The organism is Streptomyces sp. NBC_00286 (assembly GCF_036173125.1).
In the GTDB taxonomy this organism is placed as follows: Bacteria; Actinomycetota; Actinomycetes; order Streptomycetales; family Streptomycetaceae; genus Streptomyces.
In genome coordinates, this window is sequence record NZ_CP108054.1 from 8,448,547 (window position 1) to 8,471,387 (window position 22,841).

Sequence of the window (22,841 nt, forward strand, 5' to 3'; positions counted from 1 at the left end):
CGGCAGTACGCGGCTGTATGCGGGGGAGGCGCTGTACAAGGCCGGAGACCCCGCGCAGCCCGAGCCCTGGCAGGACCCGGCCGAGCTGTCCCGGCACCTCACCTTCGCCCGCGATCACCCGCAGGTGCGGGGGCATGTCTTCTTCGCGGCCAGGGAGGTCGGCGCCGACCCGATCGGCGCCATGGCACGCGTGGTCGCCGACCACTATCAGCGGTCGGCGAAGCCGCCGCGTTGAACTGACTGTTGAACTGACTTACGAGGTCTGACTCTTACTGGGTCTTGGTCTCGCTGACGTGATGCTGGACTGTGGTGTCAGGACCGGGGGACATCACGGTCTCGTGGCCGTCCTCGAAGCGGACGCGGAACGGCGGGTTGCCGTCCGGCCCCAGTACTTCGACGACTTCCCCGACCCGGTCGTGCTGTCCGACGATCCTGCCGTGCACCAGCAGGTGGTCGCCTTTGCTTGCACGCATGTGGAGGGCCTCCTCGTCTCGCACGGGAGTAGCGTTCCGTGGGTTCAGTCTAGGGCGGGTGGAGCCGGTTGCCACCGGTGTGTGCCGGTCAGCCCGGTATTGCCGGTCAGGCGCGTGCTCGCTGGGCGACCGCTATGCAGACCAGTACGGCCGCGGCGGCCAGGGGTGCGGCGGGTGTGAGCTGCTCACCGAGGAGCAGCACCGACCAGACCAGTGTGAGCAGGGGCTGAGCCAGCTGCAACTGGCTGGCCTTCGGAATGCCGATCGCCGCCATGCCCCGGTACCACACCACCAGCCCCAGGAACTGTGAGCCGACCGCGACCCACAGCAGCCCGGTCACGCTGTGCGCCGTCAGCTGTACGGGCTCGTACGCGAGCGCCACCGCGGCCGCTGGAACCGTGAGCGGCAGGCACAGCACCAGAGCCCAGCCGATGACATGCCAGCCGGGCATCACACGGGCCAGCCTGCCGCCCTCCGTGTAACCGGCCGCGCAGACCAGCAGCGCCCCGAAGAGGTACGCGTCCGCGCTGCTGAGGGCGCCGCCGCTCTGTGTCACGGTGAACGCGATGACCACGGCGGAGCCCGCGAGTGCCGCGGCCCAGAAGGCACGGGAGGGGCGGGAGCCGACGCGCAGGGCCGAGAACAGCGCGGTGGTCACGGGGAGCAGGCCGACCACGACGGCGGCGTGGGCGGTGGTCGAGGTCTCCAGGGCGAGAGTCGTGAGCATGGGGAAGCCGAGTACGACTCCGGCGGCCACGACGGACAGGCCCGGCCAGTGGCGGCGGGCGGGCAGCGGTACGCGGAGGGCGAGCAGACAGATACCGGCGATGATCGCGGCGAGGACGCTCCGCGTGGCTACGAGTGACCAGGGGCCGAAGCCCTCGAGGCCCCAGGCGGTGGCGGGGAAGGTGAGGGAGAAGGCGGTGACTCCGAGGGCGGCCAGGAGGACGCCACGGGGTGACAGCTGTGGACTTGCGGTGGCCGTTCGGGCCCGGGCGGCGGAGACCGCTACTGGCGTCGGTGTAGTAGCGCTACTCTGTGCTCTCATGCAAGAGCGTAGCAGTGTGGGCGAACTGGCGAACCAGTTGAGAAGCGAGCTGGACCGCTACTCTCCTGGTGGAAAGCTGCCGTCGAGCCGAGCGCTCGTCGAGCGGTTCCGGGTGAGCCCGGTGACCGTGTCGAGGGCGCTGGCGCAGCTGGCGGCCGAAGGGCTGGTGGTGACCCGGCCAGGGGCCGGCGCGTTCCGGGCTCGGCCGCGGGGCGACGGGCCGGTCGTGGGTGACACCTCCTGGCAGGAGCTCGCGCTCACCGCGGATGCCAGCGCCGAACTCGTGCCGCGTACCGTCGACGCCTCCGGAGTGCTCGTCACGCTGGCCGCCCCGCCGCCCGGAGTCATCGAGTTCAACGGCGGCTATCTGCACCCCTCGTTGCAGCCGGAGCGGGCGATGGCCGCCGCGCTGGCCCGGGCGGGCCGCCGTCCAGGCGCCTGGGGGCGACCACCGGTGGACGGGCTGCCGGAACTGCGCGAGTGGTTCGCGCGGGGCATCGGCGGCGCGATCACCGCCGCCGAGGTGCTGATCACGGCGGGCGGCCAGTCCGCGCTGACCACCGCCCTGCGCGCCCTCGCTCCGCCAGGCGCGCCGGTGCTCGTCGAATCGCCCACGTATCCCGGCATGCTGGCGATCGCCAGAGCGGCCGGGCTCCGCCCCGTACCCGTACCGGTCGATGCCGACGGTGTACGGCCCCACCTGCTCGCCGACGCGTTCAGGGCGACCGGAGCGCGTGTGTTCGTCTGTCAGCCGCTGTTCCAGAACCCGACGGGTGCCATGCTCGCGCCCGAGCGTCGCGGTGAGGTGCTGCGGATCGTGCGCGAGGCCGGTGCGTTCGTCGTGGAGGACGACTTCGTACGGCGTCTCGTGCACGAGGACGCGGGGCCGTTGCCGCGCCCGCTGGCCTCGGACGATCCCGACGGAGTCGTCGTGCACGTGTGCTCCCTGACCAAGGCGACCTCGCCGAGCTTCCGGGTGAGCGCGCTCGCCGCCCGCGGGCCCGTGCTGGAGCGGCTGCGGGCCATCCAGGTCGTCGACACCTTCTTCGTGCCGCGCCCGCTCCAGGAGGCGGCCCTGGAACTCGTCGGTTCGCCCGCCTGGCCCCGCCATCTGCGTGCCGTGGCCGCGGAGCTGAAGAACCGCCGCGACACGATGACCGCCGCACTGCGGCTGCACCTGCCCGAGTTTGCCCTCCCGCACATCCCCGCCGGCGGCTACCACCTTTGGCTCCGCCTCCCCGACGGCACGGACGAGACGGCCCTGGCCGCCACCGCCCTGCGCGCGGGCGTGGCCATCACCCCGGGCCGCCCCTACTTCAGCGCCGAACCAGCCGCCGCGCACCTGAGGCTGAGCTTCGCGGCGGTGGCGAGTACCGCCGAGATCGAGGAGGGCGTACGCAGGCTGCGCACGGCCTTCGAGCAGGGGGCTGCTCACCCCGGGTAACTCCTGAGTTACGTCTCTTGCCATTGGCACTTGTGCGGCTCACCATCACCGCATGCAGCTTCGGGTCACGTTCGTCGCCGCCGCGCGCAGCTCGCCGTTGCTCGCCGAGCGGTTCGGGGACGACCGGCCCCTCGACCGGGAGGGCTGGGACGAGGTGCAGCGCGCGGCGCCGCTGCTGCTGCCGTTGGCGGCGGCCGAGCTGCGCTACTGCTCGCCGACGCCGCGCAGCCGAGCCACCGGGGACGCCCTCGGCTACACCCCGCTCGTCCAGCCCGCCCTGCGGGACTGCGACATGGGCCGCTGGCAGGGCTTCACGCTCGGCGAGGCGATGGCCCGCGAGCCCGACGCAGTGGACGCCTGGCTCGCCGATCCCGGCTCCGCCCCGCACGGCGGCGAGTCACTGCTGGCCTTCATCCAGCGGGTGGGCGGCTGGCTCGACACCCGGCCCGCCGACGGGGGCGTCAAGATCGTCGCGGTGGCCGAGCCGGCGGTCATACGCGCCGCGCTCGTGTACGCGCTGAAGGCGCCCCCGTCGACGTACTGGAACATCGACGTCCGCCCCCTGTCGACGGTCACGCTGATGGGCCGGGCGGGGCGCTGGAACCTGCGCCTAGAAGGTCAGCCCTCGCGCGTGTAGTCCGTCGTCAGCGTCAAGTCCTTGTCCGGACCGCCGACTTGCCACACGGTTCGCCAGTGGTTCGCGTCGTGCACGGTGAACTCGCCCCGGTAGAGGTCCGTGGCACACGGGTGGTCGGCGGTGTGCCGGCCGGAGGCCAGATCCAGGTCGTGGAAGGGGCGGCCGTCGGCGAACCGTACGTCGGCGCGGCTCGGCGCAGTGCCCGGCAGGAACCGCAGTGTCCGCTCGGCGGGGCGGGCGACGCCCTGCCAGACGAAGGTGCCGGACTCGTGATGGAGCAGGCCGCCCGCTTCGAGCGGTGCGAAGTCCGTCGTGCCGCGGAAGGTCCCCTCGGCCCCGCTCGCGTGGTCCCGTACGGAACGCTCCACGCGCCAACTCCCCGCCAGATACGCCAAAACGTCGGCCACCGGCCAGAAATCGTCCACGCTGGTCCGCCTCCCTGCCCCCGTCTCTGACGTGTACTGCGCAAACCATTGACTCACTCCAGCCCCCTCCCTATCTTGCCGTTCGAAGTATTGATCATTGTTCGACATTTCGAACCATCGAGAACCGCTGAGAACAGCCGAGACAACCGACACCAGAGCCGCGGAGTATCCATGTCACGCACCCGCACCCGCTGGAGACTCGCCCTGACGGCCACAGGCATCATGGCCGCCTCGCTCCTTGTCCCCGCCGCCCCGGGGAACGCCGCAGCCGAGGACACCACCGACTATGCGATCACCGTCGACCCGAAGACCAAGGGCGCGAAGATCGACGACACGATGTACGGCGTCTTCTTCGAGGACATCAACCGGGCCGCGGACGGCGGCATATATCCGGAGCTCGTACAGAACCGGTCCTTCGAGTACTCGACAGCCGACCACGCCTCGTACACGCCCCTCACCTCCTGGGCCACCACGGGCACCGCGAAGACCGTGAACGACGAGGGCCGCCTCCACGAACGCAACCGCACCTACCTCTCCCTGGACGGCGGTTCATCCGTCACCAACTCCGGTTACAACACCGGGATTTCGGTCGAGAAGGGCAAGGTCTACAACTTCTCGGTCTGGGCCCGCGCCGACCAGGCCGCCGCCCTCACCGTGACCCTGGCGGACGCCGACGGCGCGCTCGCCGAGGCCCGGCGGGTCACCGCGCGCGGCGGCTGGGCGAAGTACACGGCGAAGTTCACCGCGAGCCGCACCAGCACGACCGGCCGTCTCACGGTCACCGCCGCCAGCCCCGTAGCCCTGGACATGATCTCGCTGCTGCCGCGCGAGACGTACAAGGGCCACGGCCTGCGCAAGGACCTCGCCGAGAAGATCGCCGCTCTCGACCCGTCCTTCGTGCGCTTCCCGGGCGGCTGCCTGGTCAACACCGGCAGCATGGAGGGATACGACGAGGCCTCCGGCTGGCAGCGCAAGCGCTCGTACCAGTGGAAGGACACCATCGGGCCCGTCGAGCAGCGCGCCACCAACGCCAACTTCTGGGGCTACAACCAGAGTTACGGCCTCGGCTACTACGAGTACTTCCAGTTCTCCGAGGACATCGGCGCGATGCCGCTGCCCGTCGTGCCCGCCCTCGTCACCGGCTGCGGCCAGAACAAGGCCACGGATGACGACGCTCTGCTGAAGCGGCACATCCAGGACACTCTCGATCTCATCGAGTTCGCCAACGGCCCCGTGACCAGCGAGTGGGGCAAGAAGCGGGCGCAGATGGGCCACCCGAAGCCCTTCAACCTCACCCACCTCGGCGTCGGCAACGAGGAGAACCTGCCGAACGAGTTCTTCGAACGGTTCAAGCAGTTCCGCGCGGCCATCGAGGCGAAGTACCCGGACATCACCGTCATCTCCAACTCCGGCCCGGACGACAGCGGTTCGACCTTCGACACGGCCTGGAAGCTCAACCGTGAGGGCAACGTCGACATGGTCGACGAGCACTACTACAACAGCCCGCAGTGGTTCCTGCAGAACAACGACCGCTACGACTCGTACGACAGGAACGGCCCCAAGGTCTTCCTCGGCGAGTACGCCTCCCAGGGCAACGCCTTCAAGAACGCCCTCTCCGAAGCCGCGTTCATGACCGGCCTGGAGCGCAACGCGGACATCGTGAAGCTCGCCTCGTACGCCCCGCTGCTCGCCAACGAGGACTACGTGCAGTGGCGTCCCGACATGATCTGGTTCAACAACCACGCCTCCTGGAACTCGGCCAGCTACGAGGTCCAGAAGCTGTTCATGCGCAACGTCGGCGACCGGGTCGTGCCCTCCAAGGCGACCGGTACGCCCTCGGTGAGCGGCCCGATCTCGGGTGCGGTCGGTCTGTCGACCTGGGCGACGAGTGCCGCGTACGACGATGTGAAGGTGACCGGCGCGGACGGTTCGACGCTGCTCAGCGACGACTTCTCCGGTGACGCCTCGAAGTGGACACACACGGGCGGCGGCAGCTGGAGCGTCCAGGACGGGCAGTACGTGCAGACCGACGAGGCCGCCGAGAACACCATGGTGTCGGCGGGCGACCCGGCCTGGCACGACTACGACCTGCATGTGAAGGCCACCAAGAAGTCCGGCAAGGAGGGCTTCCTCGTAGCCTTCGGCGTCAAGGACACCGGCAACTACTACTGGTGGAACCTCGGCGGCTGGAACAACACCCAGTCCGCCGTGGAACAGGCCTCGGACGGCGGCAAGTCGACGCTCATCTCCAAGGCCGGATCGATCGAGACGGGCCGCGCGTACGACGTCGACGTCAAGGTCCGCGGCCGCCAGGTGACCCTCTACCTCGACGGCAAGGAGTGGGGCAGCTTCAAGGACGACAAGCCGGCCGAGCCGTTCCGCCAGGTCGTCACGCGGGACGCGAAGACCGGCGATGTGATCGTCAAGGTGGTCAACGCCCAGGCGGCGGACGCCCGTACGGCGATCGACCTCGGCGGCCTCAAGACGTCGAAGAAGGCCGCCGTGACCACGCTGAAGGCGGCACCAGACGCGGTCAACTCCGAGACGGAGACGCCTGTTGCCCCGGTGAGGTCCACCTTCGAGGGCGTGAGCAGCAAGTTCACGTACACCTTCCCGGGGAACTCGGTCACGTTCCTGAGGATCAAGGAGAGGTGATCCGACGGATCACGGAAGTGTGACCCGAAGGATCAGGAAGAAGTGATCCGACAGGACCCCCGGAAAGGTGGTCCGGCGGGCGGCTCAGGTGCCGAAGTACGCCTGAGCCGCCCGCACTCCCTCGGCCGGCGTGTCGACCCTCCGCCGTGACGTTCACACGTCGCGGCGGCGCACGACGGCCACGGCGAGTGCGACTGCGATCAGTGGCCAGAGCGCGTACACGATCCAGGAGCCGGGGACCGTGGGGATGAAGATGTGAGTGTCGGGCGACGGCTCCCAGTTCTGGACCAGACGCCTCCAGGCACTCACCACCATCGTGTGGTTGATGTCGGCGGACCAGCGCGCGCTCTGCGAGAAGAGCGTGGGCAGCATCAGCAGCGTGAAGGCGCCGGTGAGCACGGTCGCTGCGCTGTGCCGGATCAGGACGCCGAGGCCCAGGCCGGTCAGTGCGCAGACCGGGGCCAGTAGCGCGGATGCCGCCAGCGCCCGGAACACCCCGGGGTGGGTGATCGGGACGCCGGCCTGCTGCCCGTTCAGGATGGCCTGGGAGATCAGGAAGGAACCGGTGGAGATGGCCATGCCGACCACGGTCCACAGCGTGGCGGTGACGACCGCCTTGGCCAGCACCACCGAGCCGCGGGCGGGGACGGCCACGGTGGTCGTGCGGATCAGGCCGCTGCTGTACTCGCTGACGACGGTGAGGGCGCCGATGCTGCCGGCGACGAGCATCAGCGTCATGTAGCCGGCCGGCGGATAGGCGTCAAAGGGCAGGAAGCCGCGGGGCTCCCGCGTACTCGCGCCGGAGTCCGCGAGGCTGTTGTAGCCCGCCAGCGCCGCCGCGGCGGAGGACCCGATGACGAACAGAGTGGTGAGTGCGATGACCCACGGGGTGGAGCGCAGGGACCGCACCTTGATCCACTCGGCGGCGGCCAGGTCGCGGAAGCGGGCGGACGGTTCGGCGACGGGCGCGGCCGAGCTGGGCGGGGGACCGGAGGGGAGTGTGCTCATCAGGGCTGTCCTGCCAGGTATTCGACGCTGTCGGCGGTGAGTTCCATGAAGGCCTCCTCCAGTGAGGCGGTCCGGGTGGTCAGCTCGTTCAGCAGGATCTGGTTCTCGAAGGCGAGCGCTGCGATTCGGTCCGCCGGCAGCCCGGTCACGGCAAGCTTCTCGGCGCCCGCCGAGCCCTCCGGCTCGACCGACGCGCCCGCGGCGGTCAGCACCGCTGTCAGCTCGGCGGCCTGCTGCGTGCCCACCACGACGCTGCGGCGGGTGCTGCGGGCGGCGAAGTCCCGTAGTGACTCGGCGGCGATGAGCCGGCCCCGGCCGATGACGATGAGGTGGTCGGCGGTGTTCTCCATCTCCGACATCAGGTGACTGGAGAGGAAGACCGTGCGATCCTCGGCCGCCAGGCGCCTGAAGAGGCGGCGCATCCAGAGCACGCCCTCCGGGTCCATCCCGTTGACCGGCTCGTCGAACATCAGCACTGGCGGGTCGCCGAGCAGCGCGGTGGCGATCCCGAGCCGCTGCTTCATGCCGAGCGAGAACCCGCCGATGCGGCGGGTCGCCGCCTCGGCCAGCCCCACCTCCTGTAGCACCTCGTCCACCCGGCGCAGCGGGATGCCGTTGCTGCGGGCCAGGGCGGACAGGTGCGCCGCGGCGCTGCGTCCGCCGTGGACCTGGTTGGCGTCGAGGAGGGCGCCGACGTGCCGCAGCCCGCGCCGGTGGCTGCGGAAGGGGACGCCGCTGACGGTGGCGGTGCCGCCGGTGGGCACCTCCAGGCCGAGGATCATCCGCAGGGTGGTGGTCTTGCCTGCTCCGTTGGGGCCGAGGAATCCGGTGACCTGGCCCGGCCGCACGGTGAAGGACAGCTGGTCGACGGCCGTCTTGCTGCCGTAGCGCTTGGTGAGTTCGTTGACTTCGATCACAAGGCAACCCTGCCGGGAGGCCCCCGCCCGGTCATGGGGCCGTGGGCGGCAATCGCGCGGCCGGGTTGGCCCGCGGGCGTACGTCCCCGGGCCGATGACGCGCGGGCGGCGGCTGGTTAGTCTCGCGGCATGGACGCCACATCAACTGCCCCGCTACCTGCACGCGTTGCGCATCGCGGCCGCTCACTCGACAGGGCACACCGCAGATGACGAGGACGAAGGCCACGGCCTGGGTGGGGGGCGTCCTCTACCTTTTCGTGCTGGTTCTGCTGGTGGGGGGTGCGACGCGGGCTTCGGGCACGGTCCATGGCGTCGGGTCTCTGCTGGCGGTGAGCCTGCTCGTCGGGGTGCTGCGACGGATGCCGCTGCTGGCTCTGGCCCTGACGCTCTTCGGAGCCACCGCCGTGGTGGTGTTCACTCCCGGCTCCGTCCATCCGAGCCTGTCGGTGTCGTACCAGGGCCAGTTCCTGTCGTATCTGGCGGTGGACCTCGTCCTGGGCTTCATTGTCGCCACCTGCACGCGCCGGGCTTCGATCGCCGCCGTGGCCGTGTCTTTCGCCGTGCAGCTTCTGGTGATCGGCAGCTTCGCGCACGGGGACAGCCTGACCGTCAACGCAGTGATCGCCCTCTTGGCGATGGCCGCGTCCTGCATGGCCGGTCTGCTGAGCCGCGAGCGCCACCAGCACGCGGTGGCGCTGCGTTCGCAGGAGGTGGCCGAGGCCGTGACCGCCGAACGGCTGCGGATCGCACGGGAACTGCACGACATGATCGCGCACAGTATCGGCATCATCGCCATCCAGGCCGGGGTGGGGAGCCGGGTCATCCAGACGCAGCCTGCAGAGGCCCGCGAGGCCCTGCGCGCCATCGAGACGACCAGCAGAGAGACCCTCTCGGGCCTTCGGCGCACACTGGTGGCGCTCCGTCAGGCCGACCTGGACGCGGCGACTTCGGGGAAGGCAGCGCTCGCACCCTCGCCGGGGCTGGCGGACCTCGAACGGCTGGCGGCGGCGACGGCGGACGCGGGGGTACGCGTCGACGTGCGCCGCAGCGGAGAGCAGCGTCCCCTGCCTGCCGACATCGACCTGTCCGCCTACCGGATCGTGCAGGAGGCACTGACCAACGTGGTCCGCCACGCGGATACCGGGCGTTGCCGGGTGGCCATCCGCTACGGAGACGAGGAGCTGTCCGTGGAGGTCGTCGACGACGGGCGCGGCGCCACCGCGAACGGCCCGGCCCACGGCTTCGGCCTCGTGGGTATGCGGGAGCGGGTCGGCCTGCTGAACGGCCACCTCAGCGCCGGGCCACGTCCCGAGGGCGGCTTCCGGGTGGCGGCGCGGCTGCCGCTGCCCGAACTTGTCGGAGTCCCAGTGGAGGCCCGATGACCGTCCGGGTCGTGCTCGCCGACGACCAGCCGCTGGTGCGGTCCGGTCTGCGCGTGCTCCTGGCCGACCACCCCGACCTGGAGGTCGTCGGTGAGGCCGCCACCGGGGCCGAGGCGGTCCAACTGGTCAGGGATGTCAGCCCCGACGTTGCGGTGATGGACATCCGGATGCCCGGCATGGACGGCATCGAGGCCACTCGCCTGATCACGGCCGGTCCGGCGACGACCCGCGTCCTCGTCCTGACCACCTTCGACGAGGACGACCACGTCTACGGCGCGCTCCGGGCAGGCGCAAGCGGCTTCATGGTCAAGGACATGGCGCTGGACGACATCCTCGCGGCCATCCGCGTGGTCGCCGCCGGCGACGCACTGATCGCACCGAGTGTGACGCGCCGTCTGATCGCGGACTTCGTCGGGCGCCCCGCGGCCGTCCCGGAGCCCTCCCCACGGCCGGTCGAGGGCATCACCGAGCGGGAACGGGAAGTCCTGACCCTGGTCGGACGCGGCCGGTCGAACACCGAGATCGCGGAGGATCTCTTCATCACGGTGGCCACCGCCAAGTCGCACGTGTCCCGACTCCTCACCAAACTGGGCGCCCGAGACCGGGTCCAACTCGTGATCACCGCCTATGAGACGGGGCTCGTCACACTGCCTCGCTGAGAACTCCCTGGACCCATGATGAAGCCGAAAGGGCGTGTCATCCCCGCAGCTGCGTGGTGCACGACGAAGTGCGGTAACCGGCTGCGGGAGCGGCGCGGGGCCTACGCGGCTCGCAAGGGGCGGGGAGGGGAGAGGGCGCGTACCTGGAGCACGGCGGCACCGGCATCGCGCCCGGCCGTTATGTCGTACGTCGTCAGCGGGAGCGCAACACCGCGCGCAGGGGATGGTTCGGCAACCGGATGATCGCGGACTGAGCTGCCTCAGCGGGCTGATGGGCCTGCCCGGCTACTCGCGTACCGTCACCGACACGGATGCCTGCGCCGGGGCGTGCGCCCTGTTGTACGCCCGGACCCAGATCTCGTGGCGACCCGGCCGAAGGCGCAGGGTGGCCGTCAGCCGTCCGGTGGCCGGGTCGTAGTGGCAGGGCGCGCGTCGGCCGTCGACCTCGACATCGACGCGCGCCGCGTCCACGCCCGACAGCGTGTCGGTGATCCGGGCCTGTACACAGACCTCGGGACCGTCGACCGTGGCCCCGCCGGCCGGTGTGAGCCGGGTGATGGAGGGGGCGAGCGGGATCGGCCTGCCGCGCCTGCGGGATCTGCGCTGGATACGGGAGACGGAGGGCGGGACGGTGCGGTCGCCGTCCGCGGTGGGAATCGTCGCCTCGAAGACCAGCGGGTAGTCCACGCCCCGGCGCACTCCCTCCCCGGCGACGACGGTGAACTCCACGCTCGTACGGCCCTTGGGTGGCACGGTGATCCGGTCCCGCGGCCGGGTAGGCCGTACCGTCCAGCCGCCGAAGGCGCGGCCGGTCAGCTCGACGGTCTGGGGCCTGGCGTTGAAGTTGTAGGCGTCGACGGCCATCCGGGTCGTGGTGGACAGCCGGTAGCCGAGGGGCGGTTCGGCGTCGCCGTCGGCCTTGTTGGGCGCGGCGTTCGCGAGGTCGAATCGCTGGCTGAGCACGATGTGCTCGGCGACCGACAGGTTCCGGGTGGCGGGGTGGGAGTCAGAGTCCTCCACCGGCAGCACTTCCCGTATGCCTTCTTGTACGACATAGACGGGGTCCTGCGCGACCTTCACCCGCCCTTCGGGCCCGACGGCCCCCACGCGGCGGCCCATGATGTCGTACACCTCGGCTGTCACCCCGGACACCACCGGAATCTCCACCTCCGACACCGCCTCCGCTGTCGGTCCCCAGGCCACCGTGACGCGCCGTCCCGCCCCCGCTGCGAACATGTAGCACGTGTCGGACAGCCGCTCCAGGAAACGTGCCTCGCCGAGCAGCGAGGTGAGCGCGGCGTGGGCGCTGTAGGCGGGCCAGGGCTGGAAGTCGCGGCTGAGCAGCCCGAAGTACACGCCCTCGTCGTGGATGGGCGGCGCGCCGAACCAGAACTGTTTCCCCGTACCGGCCGCCAGGCTCAGCACGGTCGCGCGGACGAGATAGCGGGCCTGGACGGCCTGTTGGGCAGGAGTGAGATCCTTGCCGGGCCGCGCGTTGAGCATGACTCCGGACTCGGTCATCCACATCGGCTGCCGCGTGGCCCCGTAGAGACGGCGCAACTCCCTTTGCGCATCGGCCGATTCGGGGACCTCGGGTTCGTCCTGGTCCCTCGGGTCCGGGTAGCCGTGGAAGCCCCAGGCGTCGGCGTAACGGGCCACGTCGTTCTGCAGCATCAAGATCTGGAAGTAGCTGCCCGCGTCGGCGATGCCGGGCAGCACGGTGACCGTGGTGGCCGGACCCGCGTCCGCGATCCCGAGCGCCGCCGCCTTCACGAAGGCCGCGTGCTGGTCGCCGGTGGAGCTTGTCGTGTCGACGTCGGGCTCGTTCGACAGCTGGATCGCGTCGGGCGAGGCGGCGGCCAGATGGGCGGCGTAACGGTACGCGTCCCGCAGATCGGCGGCCAGCGGCAACGAGGCCTCCGTCATCGCCCACTCCGGGGCGGTGGTCAGTACGTCGAGCGTTGGGAGCCCGTGGCGGTGGAAGGCCCGCCGGACGTCGTCGTACACCTGCGTGTCGTACGTGCCGGGGCGCGGCTCGGCCGCGGGCCAGGACATCCCGTCGCGTACGTATCCGGCGCCCATGTCCTTCATCGCGGCGGCGAAGGCATCGAGGCGGGAGGGCGGGACGAGGGAGAAGATGTAGGTGTTGACGCCGAAGCGGTTGCCGGGGCCGGTGACGGGCCGTCGCTCGGGGAGCCGGGCGAAGCAGCCGGTGACGCCGGGGGCTGTCACCCGGTAGTGGCCCGGGGGCAGTTGGCGCAGTGCTGGGAGTGCGATCGATGTCTGCGCCTGGCCGGTCGGGATGGTCGCCTGGCCTCGCGCGACCTCGTTGCCGAAGTAGTCGGTGACGGTGAAAGGCAGCGTGCGGCGCTGTTGCGTGCGCGCTTCCAGGACGAAGGTCAGTTGCGGGAGTTGGGGCTCGTCGCCCCGGTACGTACCCAGGTTGCGGGACGGAGCCCCGAGGTGGACGCCGAGCGGCGCGACGCGGGCGACGGGCGTGAGCGTGAAGCGGTCGAGGAGGAAGCGGTAACCGGTGGAGTCGGCCAGCACGGTCGGTTCGTCGACGACGAAGGTGATCGTATTTCGACCGCGTTCCAACTCGACGACCGCTAGGGCGAGTTCGGAGAGATCGCCCCATGCGGGCACGGATTCGTACCAGTACGGCTGCGAGCGGGCGACCGGCACGAGGGGCCCGTCGCCCACCGCGAGCTTGAAGTAGCAGCCGATCTCCTCGATATGCGGCTGCTCGACGGGCACCGTGGCCACCGCCATCAGCCGGTAGGGCCCTTCGGCGGGGACATCGACCTCGTACGTCGCGTACCAGCCCTTTTCCGGGGGAGGTTGAGGGGTCGCCAGGGCCAGTAACGCGCCGCCCGAGGCCCGGCGGTCCCGGCCCGTCGGGATGTCGGTACGGGCGGCCGACTCGCCCTGCACAGTGATCGCCGCCTTGCGATTCTCCGGGCCGCTTCTGAACCCCAACGAACCGATCCCCAAGGAACCGAGCCCCAACGCCTGCACCGCCGTTCGCCTGTTCATCGCCATGCAATCCAGCGGACCATGGGGCCGGTACCACGGGCGTCGTGCGGAGGGAGGGGCCTATCCCTGGGGCTGCTCCGGGGACGCCTCCTTCTACGGACGGAGAGCGACCCTGAGTTGCCGTGTCCTTGTGAGCCCGGCGTACTCAGCCTCCGGACCGGTCACATTCCATGATCGCGTTGTGCCCAGGTGCCAGTACCGGCGGGGCACTGTCGTCGGGAGGCGGCGGAAAGTCGGCGACGGCCAGCTCCACGTCCGCCGTGCACGCCTCGTTGCCGCATTCACACGCGAACCCGTACACCGTGCTCAGCGCACCCGGCGGAGCCCAGGGCCGGGCGGCGAACTGCTGGTGCTGGAAGACGACGGCTCTGTTGGCGTACCGCAGAAGTCGTCGGCGCTCGGCCGCCGTCGCCGCCACGGGCCCTTCGGCCAGGGCGTCGGCGAACAGCGCCTCGACCGCGGCGACGGTGTTCGCCACGCTCTGACGCCCGTCGACGATCAGCTTGCGCCCGCCGTACTCCTCGACCTGCGTCTCGATTTCCCGCCGCAGCGCCTGATACAGCCGGAAGGCGCCCACGCCCGCCGCCATACCCCGATCGACGAGCCGGTCGTGCTGGACCTCGGCCGTCGGCAGCAGCCATACCGCCCGGCCGGACGGACCCGTGACGGGCGGTGTGACGGGCGTGCCCTCCACGATGACGAGGGGCGAGGGCGGGAGCGCGCGTACGTCGTCGACGATCATCCGGCCACGCTCATGATGAAGCGACATCGCGACCATGTCCTCGACGGGCGCAGTCCATCGCTCGGCGCGCGGCATCCGCTCCCACGTGATCGCGGCCGTGTGCCCGGCCGCGATCGCCCGGTCCCGGTGCCCCCACGTGTGGGCGTCCGCGTTGTACCACCGCAGCCCGTGCCGCCGTGCGAGCACTCGGGCCACGGTCGATTTGCCGGCCCCGGGCGGCCCGCCCAGCCACAACACCGGAGGCGTCTCGCGCATCACGGAACCCTCCAGAGTTCTTCAGGCCAGTTCGCGTAGTGCCTCGCCGAGTATCGCGATTCCTTCGGCGATGGCGCCGGCCGGGGTGGCCGCATAGCCGAGGACGAGGCCGGGGCGTCCGGGCAACTGACGGTGCCACGACAGTGGCTGGCACTTCACGCCGCGGGCCAGTGCGGCGGTGGCGAGCTCGGGGTCGGGGACTTCTGCCCGGTAGGTGATGGTCAGGTGAAGACCGGCCGCTGCGCCGTGCACGACCGCGCCCGGCAGGTGTTCGGCGATGGCATTGATCATCGCGTCGCGGCGCCGCCGGTGACGGCCGCGCAGCAGCCGCAGATGCCGTTCCAGGTCTCCGGAGTCCATCAGGCGGGCGAGCACCAACTGGGGCAGCACGGCGTTGCCCAGGTCGGTGAAGCGTTTTGCGTCGATCAGGGCGTCACGGTGGCGGCGCGGCGGTATCACCCAGCCGATGCGCAGCGCCGGTGCGAGCAGTTTGGACACGCTGCCCATGTAGCACACGTGGTCGGCGAGCAGCGCGCGGAGCGCGGGGACCGGCGGCCGGTCGTAGCGGTGTTCCGCATCGTAGTCGTCCTCCAGAATCAGCCCGCCGTCCTGGGCCCAGCGCTGCAGTTCGCGGCGGCGCTCGCCGCTGGACACCACGCCGGTGGGAAATTGGTGGGCGGGCGTGAGCAGTACCGCACGAGCACCGGTGGCGAGCAGGGCCTCCACGCGCACACCGCTGTCATCGAGGGGCACCGGTGGGGTGGCCAGGGCTCCGTTCTGCAGATGCTGGCGGGTGCCGAGTGAGCCCGGGTCCTCAACTGCGACGCCGTCGATGCCGTCCGCCCGCAGCACCGGGTGCAGCAGGGTGAGCGCCTGCGCGGTACCGGCGACGACCAACACCTCGTCCGGGTCCGCCCGGATGCCGCGGCTGCGTGCCAGCCAGCCGGCGATGGCAGTGCGCAGCTGCGGGGTGCCGCGAGGGTCGCCGTAGCCGAGGTTCTCGGCGGACAACTCGGTGAGCACGGTTCGTTCCGCTCTCAGCCAGGCCGCTCGGGGGAACGCGGTCAGATCGGGCTGGCCGGGGGTGAAGTCGATGCGGGCACGGACGGCACGCAGCGCGTCGAAGATGTCGTTGCCCGGTTCGCCGACGAACAGCGTGCTGGGCACGGCTCCCCTGGCGGTGGCCGGGGCCGAAGGCTGTGAGGTCCCGGCCCTGGCTCCGGCCCCGGTCCCGGGAGATGCCATGGGCGACACAGCGATGGGAACCGCGACCACTACGGTCCCGCCGCGTCGACGTCCTTCGACGTGACCGTCCTCGGTCAGCCGCCGGTATGCCTCAGCGACCACCCCACGAGACACCCGCAACTCGGCGGCGAGTACCCGGGTGGGCGGCAGGCTGCTGCCCACCGTCAGCCGGCCATCGGCCATCGCCTCGCGCAGGCGCCCGGCCAGCCAGTCCGACTTGCCACCCACGGGCGCTTCCCCAGCGTCGAGCTGCAGGAAATCCGAGCCATAGGCCGAGGGAGAGCCGCTGTTCGCCGACGTGGTCTGCGTCGCACGTACGGCGGCCGGTCCGCCCGTTTCCTGTCTCCCCTGGTTCACCAGGCCCATGGTGTCAGGCGCCACTTCGGCTCCTGCTCGCCGCCGGGGAGATTCTCAGCAGCCAGATCAACAGCCAGATCAGCAGCCAAAGACGAATTCCCGTGAGGATGAGGTGAGGACGGCGGCCGTGGGGTCGGCCGAAGGCCAGTGCGTGGCCAACTCTTCGGCGACTGTCTTCAGCAGCTCCGGGACGGCCTGCGCGCCGTCGTCATGCATGGCCTCCGCCACTACGAGGAACGTGCTGGTGTGCTCACCAACCGCGGAATGGCCGCTTTGCCGGTTGGTCCAGCGACGGGCATGGGCCCGTCCGGCGGAGTCGGCGAAGATCACCTCACCGGGTGCCGGGTGCTCGGTGGCGCCGCCGAAGGTCGTGTAGTGCTCGTCACCGCGGGCGTGGCGCACCTCGAGCAAGGGGCCGACGATGCGGTCGGCGTCGAGGACCGCGACCGGGACCGCGTGGGCGACCGAGATCGCGTTGCACAGGTCGACCACCGGATGGATGCGCGGCAGTGTCCCCTCCTTCCGCAACCGCCGCAGCAGCGACTCCGCGGCGCACCGGTACTGCGTGGGCTTGAGCCCCATGCGGGAGAAGGCTCGCCTCCAGGCCAGCACTTCGGGGAACGCGCCCTCGGTGGCGCCAGTCAGCCGGGCCGCAGCACGTTCGGTGTATTCAGCGACGCGCGGGCCGACATCGATGGCGGCACCGAAGCCGACTCCGGTGGCGTACAGAGCTCCAGCGGTGAGCTCGGGGTAGTCGGACCAGATGGCATCCGCATGCCGAAAGTGCATGATCACGCCACCGCCAGCCGCGCGCTCAGGGCCACGAAGCAGGCTGCGAACACCTGACGGATGCCGGTCATCACCCGCGGCCGGGCCAGTACGCGGCTGCGTACGGTGGCGGCGCACATCCCGTACGCGACGAAGACGACGAAGGTGAGCCCCATGAAGACAGCACTGAGCCGGAGCATCGCGCCAAGAGAGCCGGATGCGCCGGCGGGCACGAACTGCGGCAGGAACGCGACGAAGAACATCGTGAGCTTCGGGTTGAGCAGATTGACCAGCACACCGGAGACGATCACCCGGACCACCGGCCGCGGCTCGGCTTCCTGCGCGACCGCCAACGCCTCCTTGTCCCGCAGCATCGTCCACGCCATGAACAGCAGATAGCCGACCCCGAGGTACTTCACCGTCTCGTAGGCGACCGCGCTGGTGTGCAGCAGTGCGGCGAGGCCGGTGATCGTCGCCGCGAGGTGCGGCACGATCCCGAGGGTGCAGCCGAGTGCGGCGACCACGCTCGCCCGGCGGCCATGGGACAGCCCGGCCGCGAGGGTGTACACCACTCCCGTGCCCGGGGTGACCACCACAACCAGGGTGGTCAGCAAGAACGCGATACTCAAAGGGGACCTCCGCGAAGTTCGGCGTCCCCTCACCCTGCTGCGGCCATGGCTCGACAGACAGGGCCAAAGCAGTACCGGTTCCATGGTCCATATACCTTGATTGCATAAACGTGCATAGAAGCGTATAGTCATGCCGTCTAGGAGGAGGGTTCCATGGCGGTACGTGCGGCGGTGGCCGGAGCGAGTGGGTACGCGGGTGGGGAACTGCTGCGGCTGCTCCTGGCGCACCCCGAGATCGAGATCGGCGCTCTGACCGGCAACTCCAACGCGGGGCAGCGGCTCGGTGCGCTGCAGCCGCATCTGCTGCCGCTCGCCGACCGTGTGCTCCAGGAGACCAGCCCCGACGTCCTCGGCGGGCACGATGTCGTCTTCCTCGCTCTGCCTCATGGCCAGTCCGCCGCCGTTGCCGAGCAGCTCGGGCCGGATGTCCTCGTCGTCGACATGGGCGCCGACTTCCGGCTCAAGGACGCGGGGGACTGGGAGAAGTTCTACGGTTCCGCGCATGCCGGGACCTGGCCCTACGGGCTTCCCGAACTGCCGGGTGGCCGCGCCGCGCTGGAGGGGTCCAAGCGCATCGCGGTACCCGGCTGCTACCCGACCGCCGCCTCGCTCGCCCTCGTTCCCGCGTACGTGGCCGGGCTCGCCGAACCCGAAGCCGTGATCGTCGCCGCCTCCGGGACCTCCGGCGCGGGCAAGACGCCCAAGCCGCACCTGCTGGGCAGCGAAGTCATGGGCTCCATGTCGCCGTACGGCGTCGGCGGCGTCCACCGGCACACCCCCGAGATGATCCAGAACCTCGGCGCGGCAGCCGGCGAGCCCGTCACCGTCTCCTTCACACCGACCCTCGCCCCGATGCCGCGCGGCATTCTCGCCACGTGCACCGCCAAGGCCCGCCGCGGCGTCACCGCCGAGTCCGTGCGCGCCGCGTACGAGAAGGCGTACGGCGACGAGCCCTTCGTACATCTGCTGCCGGAAGGGCAGTGGCCGGCGACCGCGTCCGTCTACGGTTCCAACGCCGTTCAGATCCAGGTCGCGTACGACGCCGCCGCGCACCGCATCATCGCGATCAGCGCCATCGACAACCTCACCAAAGGCACCGCGGGCGGCGCGGTGCAGAGCATGAACATCGCCCTCGGGCTGCCCGAGGACACGGGTCTTTCCACGATCGGAGTCGCACCGTGAGCTGGGGGTACCGCCTGGGGGCACCTCCCGGACGAAGTCTGGGGGAGGTAGCTGGGGGAGCACGTGCAGCCGCCGGGCCGCAGACAACGACGAAATCCGCACCTCTGCGCTGCACGGGCGGAGAAGCGAACAAGGAGTCACAGTGAGCGTCACCGCTGCCAAGGGCTTCACCGCCTCGGGCATCGCAGCAGGCATCAAAGAGAACGGCAACCCGGACCTGGCCCTCGTGGTCAACAACGGGCCCCGTCTGGCCGCCGCGGGCGTCTTCACCTCCAACCGTGTGAAGGCCGCGCCGGTGCTGTGGTCCGAGCAGGTCCTCAAGGGCGGCCTCGTCTCCGCCGTCGTCCTCAACTCCGGTGGTGCCAACGCCTGTACGGGACCCAAGGGCTTCCAGGACACGCACGCCACCGCCGAGAAGGTCGCCGAGGTGCTCGGTCACAACGCCGGGGAAATCGCCGTCGCCTCCACCGGGCTCATCGGGCTGTTGCTCCCGATGGACAAGCTGCTGCCGGGAGTTGAGGCAGCGGCACAACAACTGACCGAGCACGGTGGTGAGAAGGCCGCCATCGCCATCAAGACCACCGACACCGTGCACAAGACCTCGGTCGTCCAAGGGAACGGCTGGACCGTCGGCGGGATGGCCAAGGGCGCCGGGATGCTCGCTCCCGGCCTCGCCACCATGCTCGTCGTCCTGACGACGGACGCCGACGTGGAGAGCGACGTACTGGACAAGGCGCTGCGGGCGGCCACGCGTACGACCTTCGACCGCGTCGACTCCGACGGCTGCATGTCCACCAACGACACCGTCCTGCTGCTCGCCTCCGGCGCCTCCCAAGTCACCCCGGAATACGCCGAGTTCGCCGAGGCCGTACGCGCAGTCTGTGACGACCTCGGGCAGCAGCTGATCCGGGACGCCGAGGGTGCCAGCAAGGACATCAAGGTCGAGGTGATCAACGCGGCGAGCGAGGACGACGCCGTCGAGGTGGGCCGCTCCATCGCCCGCAACAACCTCCTCAAGTGCGCGATCCACGGCGAAGACCCCAACTGGGGCCGCGTCCTCTCCGCCATCGGTACGACCCAAGCCGCCTTCGAGCCCGACCAGTTGAACGTCGCCATCAACGGTGTATGGGTCTGCAAGAAGGGCGGCGTCGGCGAGGACCGCGACAAGGTCGACATGCGCTACCGCGAGGTGCATATCGTCGCCGACCTCGCCGCGGGCAGCGAGACGGCCACGATCTGGACCAACGACCTCACCGCGGACTACGTCCACGAGAACAGCGCGTATTCGTCATGAGCACTACTCGTAAGCACACGGCCCTGCCCAAGGCGCAGATCCTCATCGAGGCGCTGCCCTGGCTGGTGCGGCACAACGGCAAGACCGTCGTCATCAAGTTCGGCGGCAACGCCATGATCGACGAAGAGCTGAAGGCCGCGTTCGCGCAGGACGTCGTGTTCCTCCACCACGCCGGCCTCAAGCCCGTCGTCGTGCACGGCGGCGGACCGCAGATCAGCGCCGCGCTCGACCAGCACGGCATCGTCAGCGAGTTCAAGGCGGGCCTCAGGGTCACCACCGAGGATGCCATGGACGTCGTACGGATGGTCCTGGCCGGACACGTACAACGCGAGCTGGTCGGGCTGCTCAACCAGCACGGGCCGCTCGCCGTCGGGCTCACCGGCGAGGACGCGCACACCATCACCGCCACCAAGCACCAGCCCGAGATCGACGGGGAGTTGGTCGACATCGGGCGGGTCGGCGAGATCACCGCAATCGACACAGGCGCGATCGAGGCACTGCTCCAGGACGGCAGGATCCCGGTCATCTCCTCGATCGCCCGTTCCCAGGACGACGGACATGTCTACAACGTCAATGCTGATACGGCGGCTGCGGCACTCGCTGCGGCACTTGGCGCCGAAACCCTCATGGTCCTCACGGACGTCGAGGGCCTCTACGAGGACTGGCCGAACTCCGACGAGGTGATCAGCCGCCTCACCGCGAAGCAACTGGAGAAGCTGCTGCCCGAGCTGGCCAGCGGCATGGTCCCGAAGATGGAGGGCTGTCTGCACGCCGTACGCAACGGAGTGCACACCGCCCGCGTCATCGACGGCCGCGTCCAGCACTCGATCCTGCTGGAGATCTTCACCGACGAGGGCATCGGCACGATGGTCGTGCCGGACGAGGACGACAAGAAAAAGGGGGACGCGGCGTGACCGGCAATGAGCAGCTGACCACGCGCTGGCAGGGCGCGCTCATGGACAACTACGGCACTCCACGGCTGCCCCTCGTCCGCGGCGAGGGCACGAAGCTCTGGGACGCCGACGGCAAGGAGTACTTCGACTTCGTCGGCGGGATCGCGGTGAACGCGCTCGGCCACGCCCATCCCGCGATCGTCGAGGCCGTCAGCAAGCAGATCGCCTCCCTCGGCCATGTCTCCAACCTCTTCGTCGCCGAGCCGCCCGTCGCGCTCGCCGAACGGCTGCTCCAGCTCTTCGGGCGCGACGGCCGCGTGTACTTCTGCAACTCCGGTGCCGAGGCCAACGAGGGCGCCTTCAAGATCGGGCGGCTGACCGGGCGTTCGCACATGGTGGCCACGCAGGGCGGCTTCCACGGCCGGACCATGGGCGCGCTCGCGCTCACCGGGCAGCCGGGCAAGCAGGAGCCGTTCCTGCCGCTGCCGGGCGAGGTCACCCACGTCCCGTACGGCGACGCGAAGGCGCTGGCAGCCGCGGTCACCGAGGACACGGCGCTGGTGATCGTCGAGCCGATCCAGGGCGAGAACGGCGTGGTCGTCCCGCCCCCCGGCTACCTCAAGGCGGTCCGCGCCATCACCGCCGCCACCGGCACCCTCCTCGTCCTCGACGAGGTGCAGACGGGCGTCGGGCGCACCGGGCACTGGTTCGAGTACCAGGCCCACGAGGGCGTCCTGCCGGACATCGTCACCCTCGCGAAGGGACTCGGCGGGGGGCTGCCCCTCGGCGCGACCGTCGCCTTCGGCCGCGCCGCCCAGCTGCTGAAGCCCGGTCACCACGGCACGACCTTCGGCGGGAACCCGGTCGCCTGCGCCGCCGGGCTCGCCGTCCTCGACACCATCGCGGCCGAGGGTCTGCTGGAGAACGTGAAGCGGACGAGCGAGAAGCTGCGGGGCGGGGTGGAGGCACTGGGCCACCCAATGATCGACTATGTCCGTGGCTCGGGCCTGCTCCTGGGTATCGTGCTCACCGAGCCGCTCGCGCCCCAGGTGCAGCAGGCGGCTCAGGACGCCGGCCTACTGGTGAACGCGCCCGCCCCCGATGTCGTACGGCTGATGCCGCCGCTGAACATCGGCGACGACGAGGTGGAGGTCTTTCTCCGGGCACTGCCCGGCGTCCTCGACGCAGCGGCCGACGCGGCCGGTGCAGCCAACGGGGACGGACGAGCCAAAGAATGAGACGACGACGATGACTCAGGCGCAGGATCACGAGCACGCCGGGCCTGCCGTGCCGCAGACCCGCACCGCACGCCACCGCCGGATCGTGGACATCCTCAACCGGCAACCGGTGCGCTCCCAGAGCCAGTTGGCGAAACTCCTCGCCGACGACGGGCTGACCGTCACACAGGCGACGCTGTCCCGGGACCTGGACGAGCTGAACGCGGTGAAGATCCGCAACAACGACGGCGACCTGATCTACGCGGTACCGAGCGAGGGCGGCTTCCGCACTCCGCGCGCGCCGCTGGGGGAGTCGGCGAAGGAGGAGCGGATGCGGCGGCTTTCCGCGGAGCTGCTGATCTCCGCGGAGGCTTCTGCGAATCTCGTGGTCCTGCGGACCCCTCCGGGGGCTGCGCAGTTTCTTGCCTCGGCGATTGATCAGGCCGAGCTGCATGACATTCTCGGCACGATCGCGGGTGACGATACGTTGCTGCTGATCAGCCGGGACCCGACGGGTGGGCAGGCGTTGGCGGATCATCTGCTGCGGCTGGCTCAGAACAATCACTGAGGCGTAG

At 70.2% G+C, this 22,841-nt stretch carries 20 protein-coding genes and 1 pseudogene; 11 read left to right on the top strand and 10 right to left on the bottom strand.

The annotated features are described in order from the left end of the window. Positions 1-7: 7 nt before the first annotated feature. Positions 8-235, top strand: a pseudogene (locus OHT21_RS38180) (hypothetical protein); the annotation flags it as partial. A 34-nt stretch (positions 236-269) separates the two neighbouring features. Here OHT21_RS38180 and OHT21_RS38185 read toward each other — a convergent pair. Together OHT21_RS38185 and OHT21_RS38190 are read right to left on the bottom strand one after the other, a co-directional pair. Beyond that, positions 270-473 (bottom strand): DUF1918 domain-containing protein, encoded by a 204-nt coding sequence (locus OHT21_RS38185; RefSeq protein ID WP_328772824.1) that lies wholly within the window; start codon positions 471-473, stop codon positions 270-272. A 106-nt stretch (positions 474-579) separates the two neighbouring features. After that, positions 580-1,521 (bottom strand): DMT family transporter, encoded by a 942-nt coding sequence (locus OHT21_RS38190; RefSeq protein ID WP_328772825.1) that lies wholly within the window; start codon positions 1,519-1,521, stop codon positions 580-582. Between OHT21_RS38190 and OHT21_RS38195 the strand changes: the two genes are divergently transcribed. Both OHT21_RS38195 and OHT21_RS38200 read left to right on the top strand, forming a co-directional pair. After that, entirely contained in the window at positions 1,520-2,965 is a 1,446-nt protein-coding gene (locus OHT21_RS38195) for an aminotransferase-like domain-containing protein (RefSeq protein ID WP_328772826.1), read from the top strand. The two genes, OHT21_RS38190 and OHT21_RS38195, sit on opposite strands and share 2 nt — an antisense overlap. Before the next feature lie 52 nt (positions 2,966-3,017). Next, entirely contained in the window at positions 3,018-3,602 is a 585-nt protein-coding gene (locus tag OHT21_RS38200; protein ID WP_328772827.1) for a histidine phosphatase family protein, read from the top strand. Here the strand turns inward: OHT21_RS38200 and OHT21_RS38205 are convergent. Next, a complete protein-coding gene (locus tag OHT21_RS38205; protein WP_328772828.1) occupies positions 3,584-4,027 on the bottom strand; it encodes a DUF6314 family protein in 444 nt (147 codons plus the stop codon). The two genes, OHT21_RS38200 and OHT21_RS38205, sit on opposite strands and share 19 nt — an antisense overlap. Positions 4,028-4,198: 171 nt before the next feature. On the opposite strand from OHT21_RS38205, the gene OHT21_RS38210 reads away from it, so the two are divergent. Continuing rightward, on the top strand, positions 4,199-6,682 hold the full coding sequence (locus OHT21_RS38210; RefSeq protein WP_328772829.1) for an alpha-L-arabinofuranosidase C-terminal domain-containing protein: 2,484 nt from the start codon (positions 4,199-4,201) through the stop codon (positions 6,680-6,682). Positions 6,683-6,835: 153 nt separating this feature from the next. Here OHT21_RS38210 and OHT21_RS38215 read toward each other — a convergent pair whose 3' ends face one another. Then, positions 6,836-7,690, bottom strand: coding sequence for an ABC transporter permease (locus tag OHT21_RS38215; protein WP_328772830.1), 855 nt, complete (start codon positions 7,688-7,690; stop codon positions 6,836-6,838). Beyond that, positions 7,690-8,607 (bottom strand): ATP-binding cassette domain-containing protein, encoded by a 918-nt coding sequence (locus OHT21_RS38220; protein ID WP_328772831.1) that lies wholly within the window; start codon positions 8,605-8,607, stop codon positions 7,690-7,692. The genes OHT21_RS38215 and OHT21_RS38220 overlap by 1 nt, the downstream gene beginning before the upstream one ends. A gap of 206 nt (positions 8,608-8,813) precedes the next feature. Between OHT21_RS38220 and OHT21_RS38225 the strand changes: the two genes are divergently transcribed. Together OHT21_RS38225 and OHT21_RS38230 are read left to right on the top strand one after the other, a co-directional pair. After that, complete coding sequence (locus tag OHT21_RS38225) at positions 8,814-9,989, top strand: sensor histidine kinase (RefSeq protein WP_328772832.1); 1,176 nt, start codon at positions 8,814-8,816, stop codon at positions 9,987-9,989. Beyond that, entirely contained in the window at positions 9,986-10,648 is a 663-nt protein-coding gene (locus OHT21_RS38230; RefSeq protein WP_328772833.1) for a response regulator transcription factor, read from the top strand. Before OHT21_RS38225 ends, OHT21_RS38230 begins: the two co-directional genes overlap by 4 nt. A 285-nt stretch (positions 10,649-10,933) precedes the next feature. Here OHT21_RS38230 and OHT21_RS38235 read toward each other — a convergent pair whose 3' ends face one another. The 5 genes from OHT21_RS38235 to OHT21_RS38255 form a co-directional block, all read right to left on the bottom strand. Continuing rightward, positions 10,934-13,684 (bottom strand): hypothetical protein, encoded by a 2,751-nt coding sequence (locus tag OHT21_RS38235; protein ID WP_328772834.1) that lies wholly within the window; start codon positions 13,682-13,684, stop codon positions 10,934-10,936. Positions 13,685-13,829: 145 nt separating this feature from the next. After that, positions 13,830-14,681 (bottom strand): hypothetical protein, encoded by an 852-nt coding sequence (locus tag OHT21_RS38240; protein WP_328772835.1) that lies wholly within the window; start codon positions 14,679-14,681, stop codon positions 13,830-13,832. Between the two features lie 21 nt (positions 14,682-14,702). Then, positions 14,703-16,292 carry a MocR-like pyridoxine biosynthesis transcription factor PdxR gene (pdxR, locus tag OHT21_RS38245; RefSeq protein ID WP_443050692.1) on the bottom strand — a complete coding sequence of 530 codons (1,590 nt, stop codon included), beginning with the start codon at positions 16,290-16,292 and terminating at the stop codon, positions 14,703-14,705. Positions 16,293-16,361: 69 nt separating this feature from the next. Beyond that, on the bottom strand, positions 16,362-17,072 hold the full coding sequence (locus tag OHT21_RS38250; RefSeq protein ID WP_328772837.1) for a B3/B4 domain-containing protein: 711 nt from the start codon (positions 17,070-17,072) through the stop codon (positions 16,362-16,364). Positions 17,073-17,074: 2 nt separating this feature from the next. Further along, on the bottom strand, positions 17,075-17,680 hold the full coding sequence (locus tag OHT21_RS38255) for a LysE family translocator (protein ID WP_328772838.1): 606 nt from the start codon (positions 17,678-17,680) through the stop codon (positions 17,075-17,077). 153 nt (positions 17,681-17,833) lie between these two features. Between OHT21_RS38255 and argC the strand changes: the two genes are divergently transcribed. The 5 genes from argC (at position 17,834) to OHT21_RS38280 (ending at position 22,834) form a co-directional block, all read left to right on the top strand. Next, on the top strand, positions 17,834-18,862 hold the full coding sequence (gene argC / locus OHT21_RS38260) for an N-acetyl-gamma-glutamyl-phosphate reductase (protein WP_328772839.1): 1,029 nt from the start codon (positions 17,834-17,836) through the stop codon (positions 18,860-18,862). 142 nt (positions 18,863-19,004) lie between these two features. Then, a complete protein-coding gene (gene argJ, locus OHT21_RS38265) occupies positions 19,005-20,156 on the top strand; it encodes a bifunctional glutamate N-acetyltransferase/amino-acid acetyltransferase ArgJ (RefSeq protein ID WP_328772840.1) in 1,152 nt (383 codons plus the stop codon). Then, positions 20,153-21,070 carry an acetylglutamate kinase gene (argB, locus tag OHT21_RS38270; RefSeq protein WP_328772841.1) on the top strand — a complete coding sequence of 306 codons (918 nt, stop codon included), beginning with the start codon at positions 20,153-20,155 and terminating at the stop codon, positions 21,068-21,070. Before argJ ends, argB begins: the two co-directional genes overlap by 4 nt. Beyond that, positions 21,067-22,287, top strand: a complete 1,221-nt coding sequence (locus OHT21_RS38275) for an acetylornithine transaminase (protein WP_328772842.1) — start codon at positions 21,067-21,069, stop codon at positions 22,285-22,287. Before argB ends, OHT21_RS38275 begins: the two co-directional genes overlap by 4 nt. A gap of 10 nt (positions 22,288-22,297) precedes the next feature. After that, on the top strand, positions 22,298-22,834 hold the full coding sequence (locus OHT21_RS38280) for an arginine repressor (protein WP_328772843.1): 537 nt from the start codon (positions 22,298-22,300) through the stop codon (positions 22,832-22,834). Positions 22,835-22,841 lie beyond the last annotated feature (7 nt).

Coding starts and splice junctions, on each gene's coding strand:
- OHT21_RS38200 (WP_328772827.1), top strand. CDS start 3,018: ATGCAGCTTCGGGTCACGTTCGTCGCCGCCGCGCGCAGCTCGCCGTTG.
- OHT21_RS38250 (WP_328772837.1), bottom strand. CDS start 17,072: ATGCACTTTCGGCATGCGGATGCCATCTGGTCCGACTACCCCGAGCTC.
- argC (WP_328772839.1), top strand. CDS start 17,834: ATGGCGGTACGTGCGGCGGTGGCCGGAGCGAGTGGGTACGCGGGTGGG.
- argB (WP_328772841.1), top strand. CDS start 20,153: ATGAGCACTACTCGTAAGCACACGGCCCTGCCCAAGGCGCAGATCCTC.
- OHT21_RS38215 (WP_328772830.1), bottom strand. CDS start 7,690: ATGAGCACACTCCCCTCCGGTCCCCCGCCCAGCTCGGCCGCGCCCGTC.
- OHT21_RS38225 (WP_328772832.1), top strand. CDS start 8,814: ATGACGAGGACGAAGGCCACGGCCTGGGTGGGGGGCGTCCTCTACCTT.
- pdxR (WP_443050692.1), bottom strand. CDS start 16,292: ATGGGCCTGGTGAACCAGGGGAGACAGGAAACGGGCGGACCGGCCGCC.
- OHT21_RS38195 (WP_328772826.1), top strand. CDS start 1,520: ATGCAAGAGCGTAGCAGTGTGGGCGAACTGGCGAACCAGTTGAGAAGC.
- OHT21_RS38240 (WP_328772835.1), bottom strand. CDS start 14,681: ATGCGCGAGACGCCTCCGGTGTTGTGGCTGGGCGGGCCGCCCGGGGCC.
- OHT21_RS38210 (WP_328772829.1), top strand. CDS start 4,199: ATGTCACGCACCCGCACCCGCTGGAGACTCGCCCTGACGGCCACAGGC.
- OHT21_RS38190 (WP_328772825.1), bottom strand. CDS start 1,521: ATGAGAGCACAGAGTAGCGCTACTACACCGACGCCAGTAGCGGTCTCC.
- OHT21_RS38235 (WP_328772834.1), bottom strand. CDS start 13,684: ATGAACAGGCGAACGGCGGTGCAGGCGTTGGGGCTCGGTTCCTTGGGG.
- OHT21_RS38185 (WP_328772824.1), bottom strand. CDS start 473: ATGCGTGCAAGCAAAGGCGACCACCTGCTGGTGCACGGCAGGATCGTC.
- OHT21_RS38230 (WP_328772833.1), top strand. CDS start 9,986: ATGACCGTCCGGGTCGTGCTCGCCGACGACCAGCCGCTGGTGCGGTCC.
- OHT21_RS38280 (WP_328772843.1), top strand. CDS start 22,298: ATGACTCAGGCGCAGGATCACGAGCACGCCGGGCCTGCCGTGCCGCAG.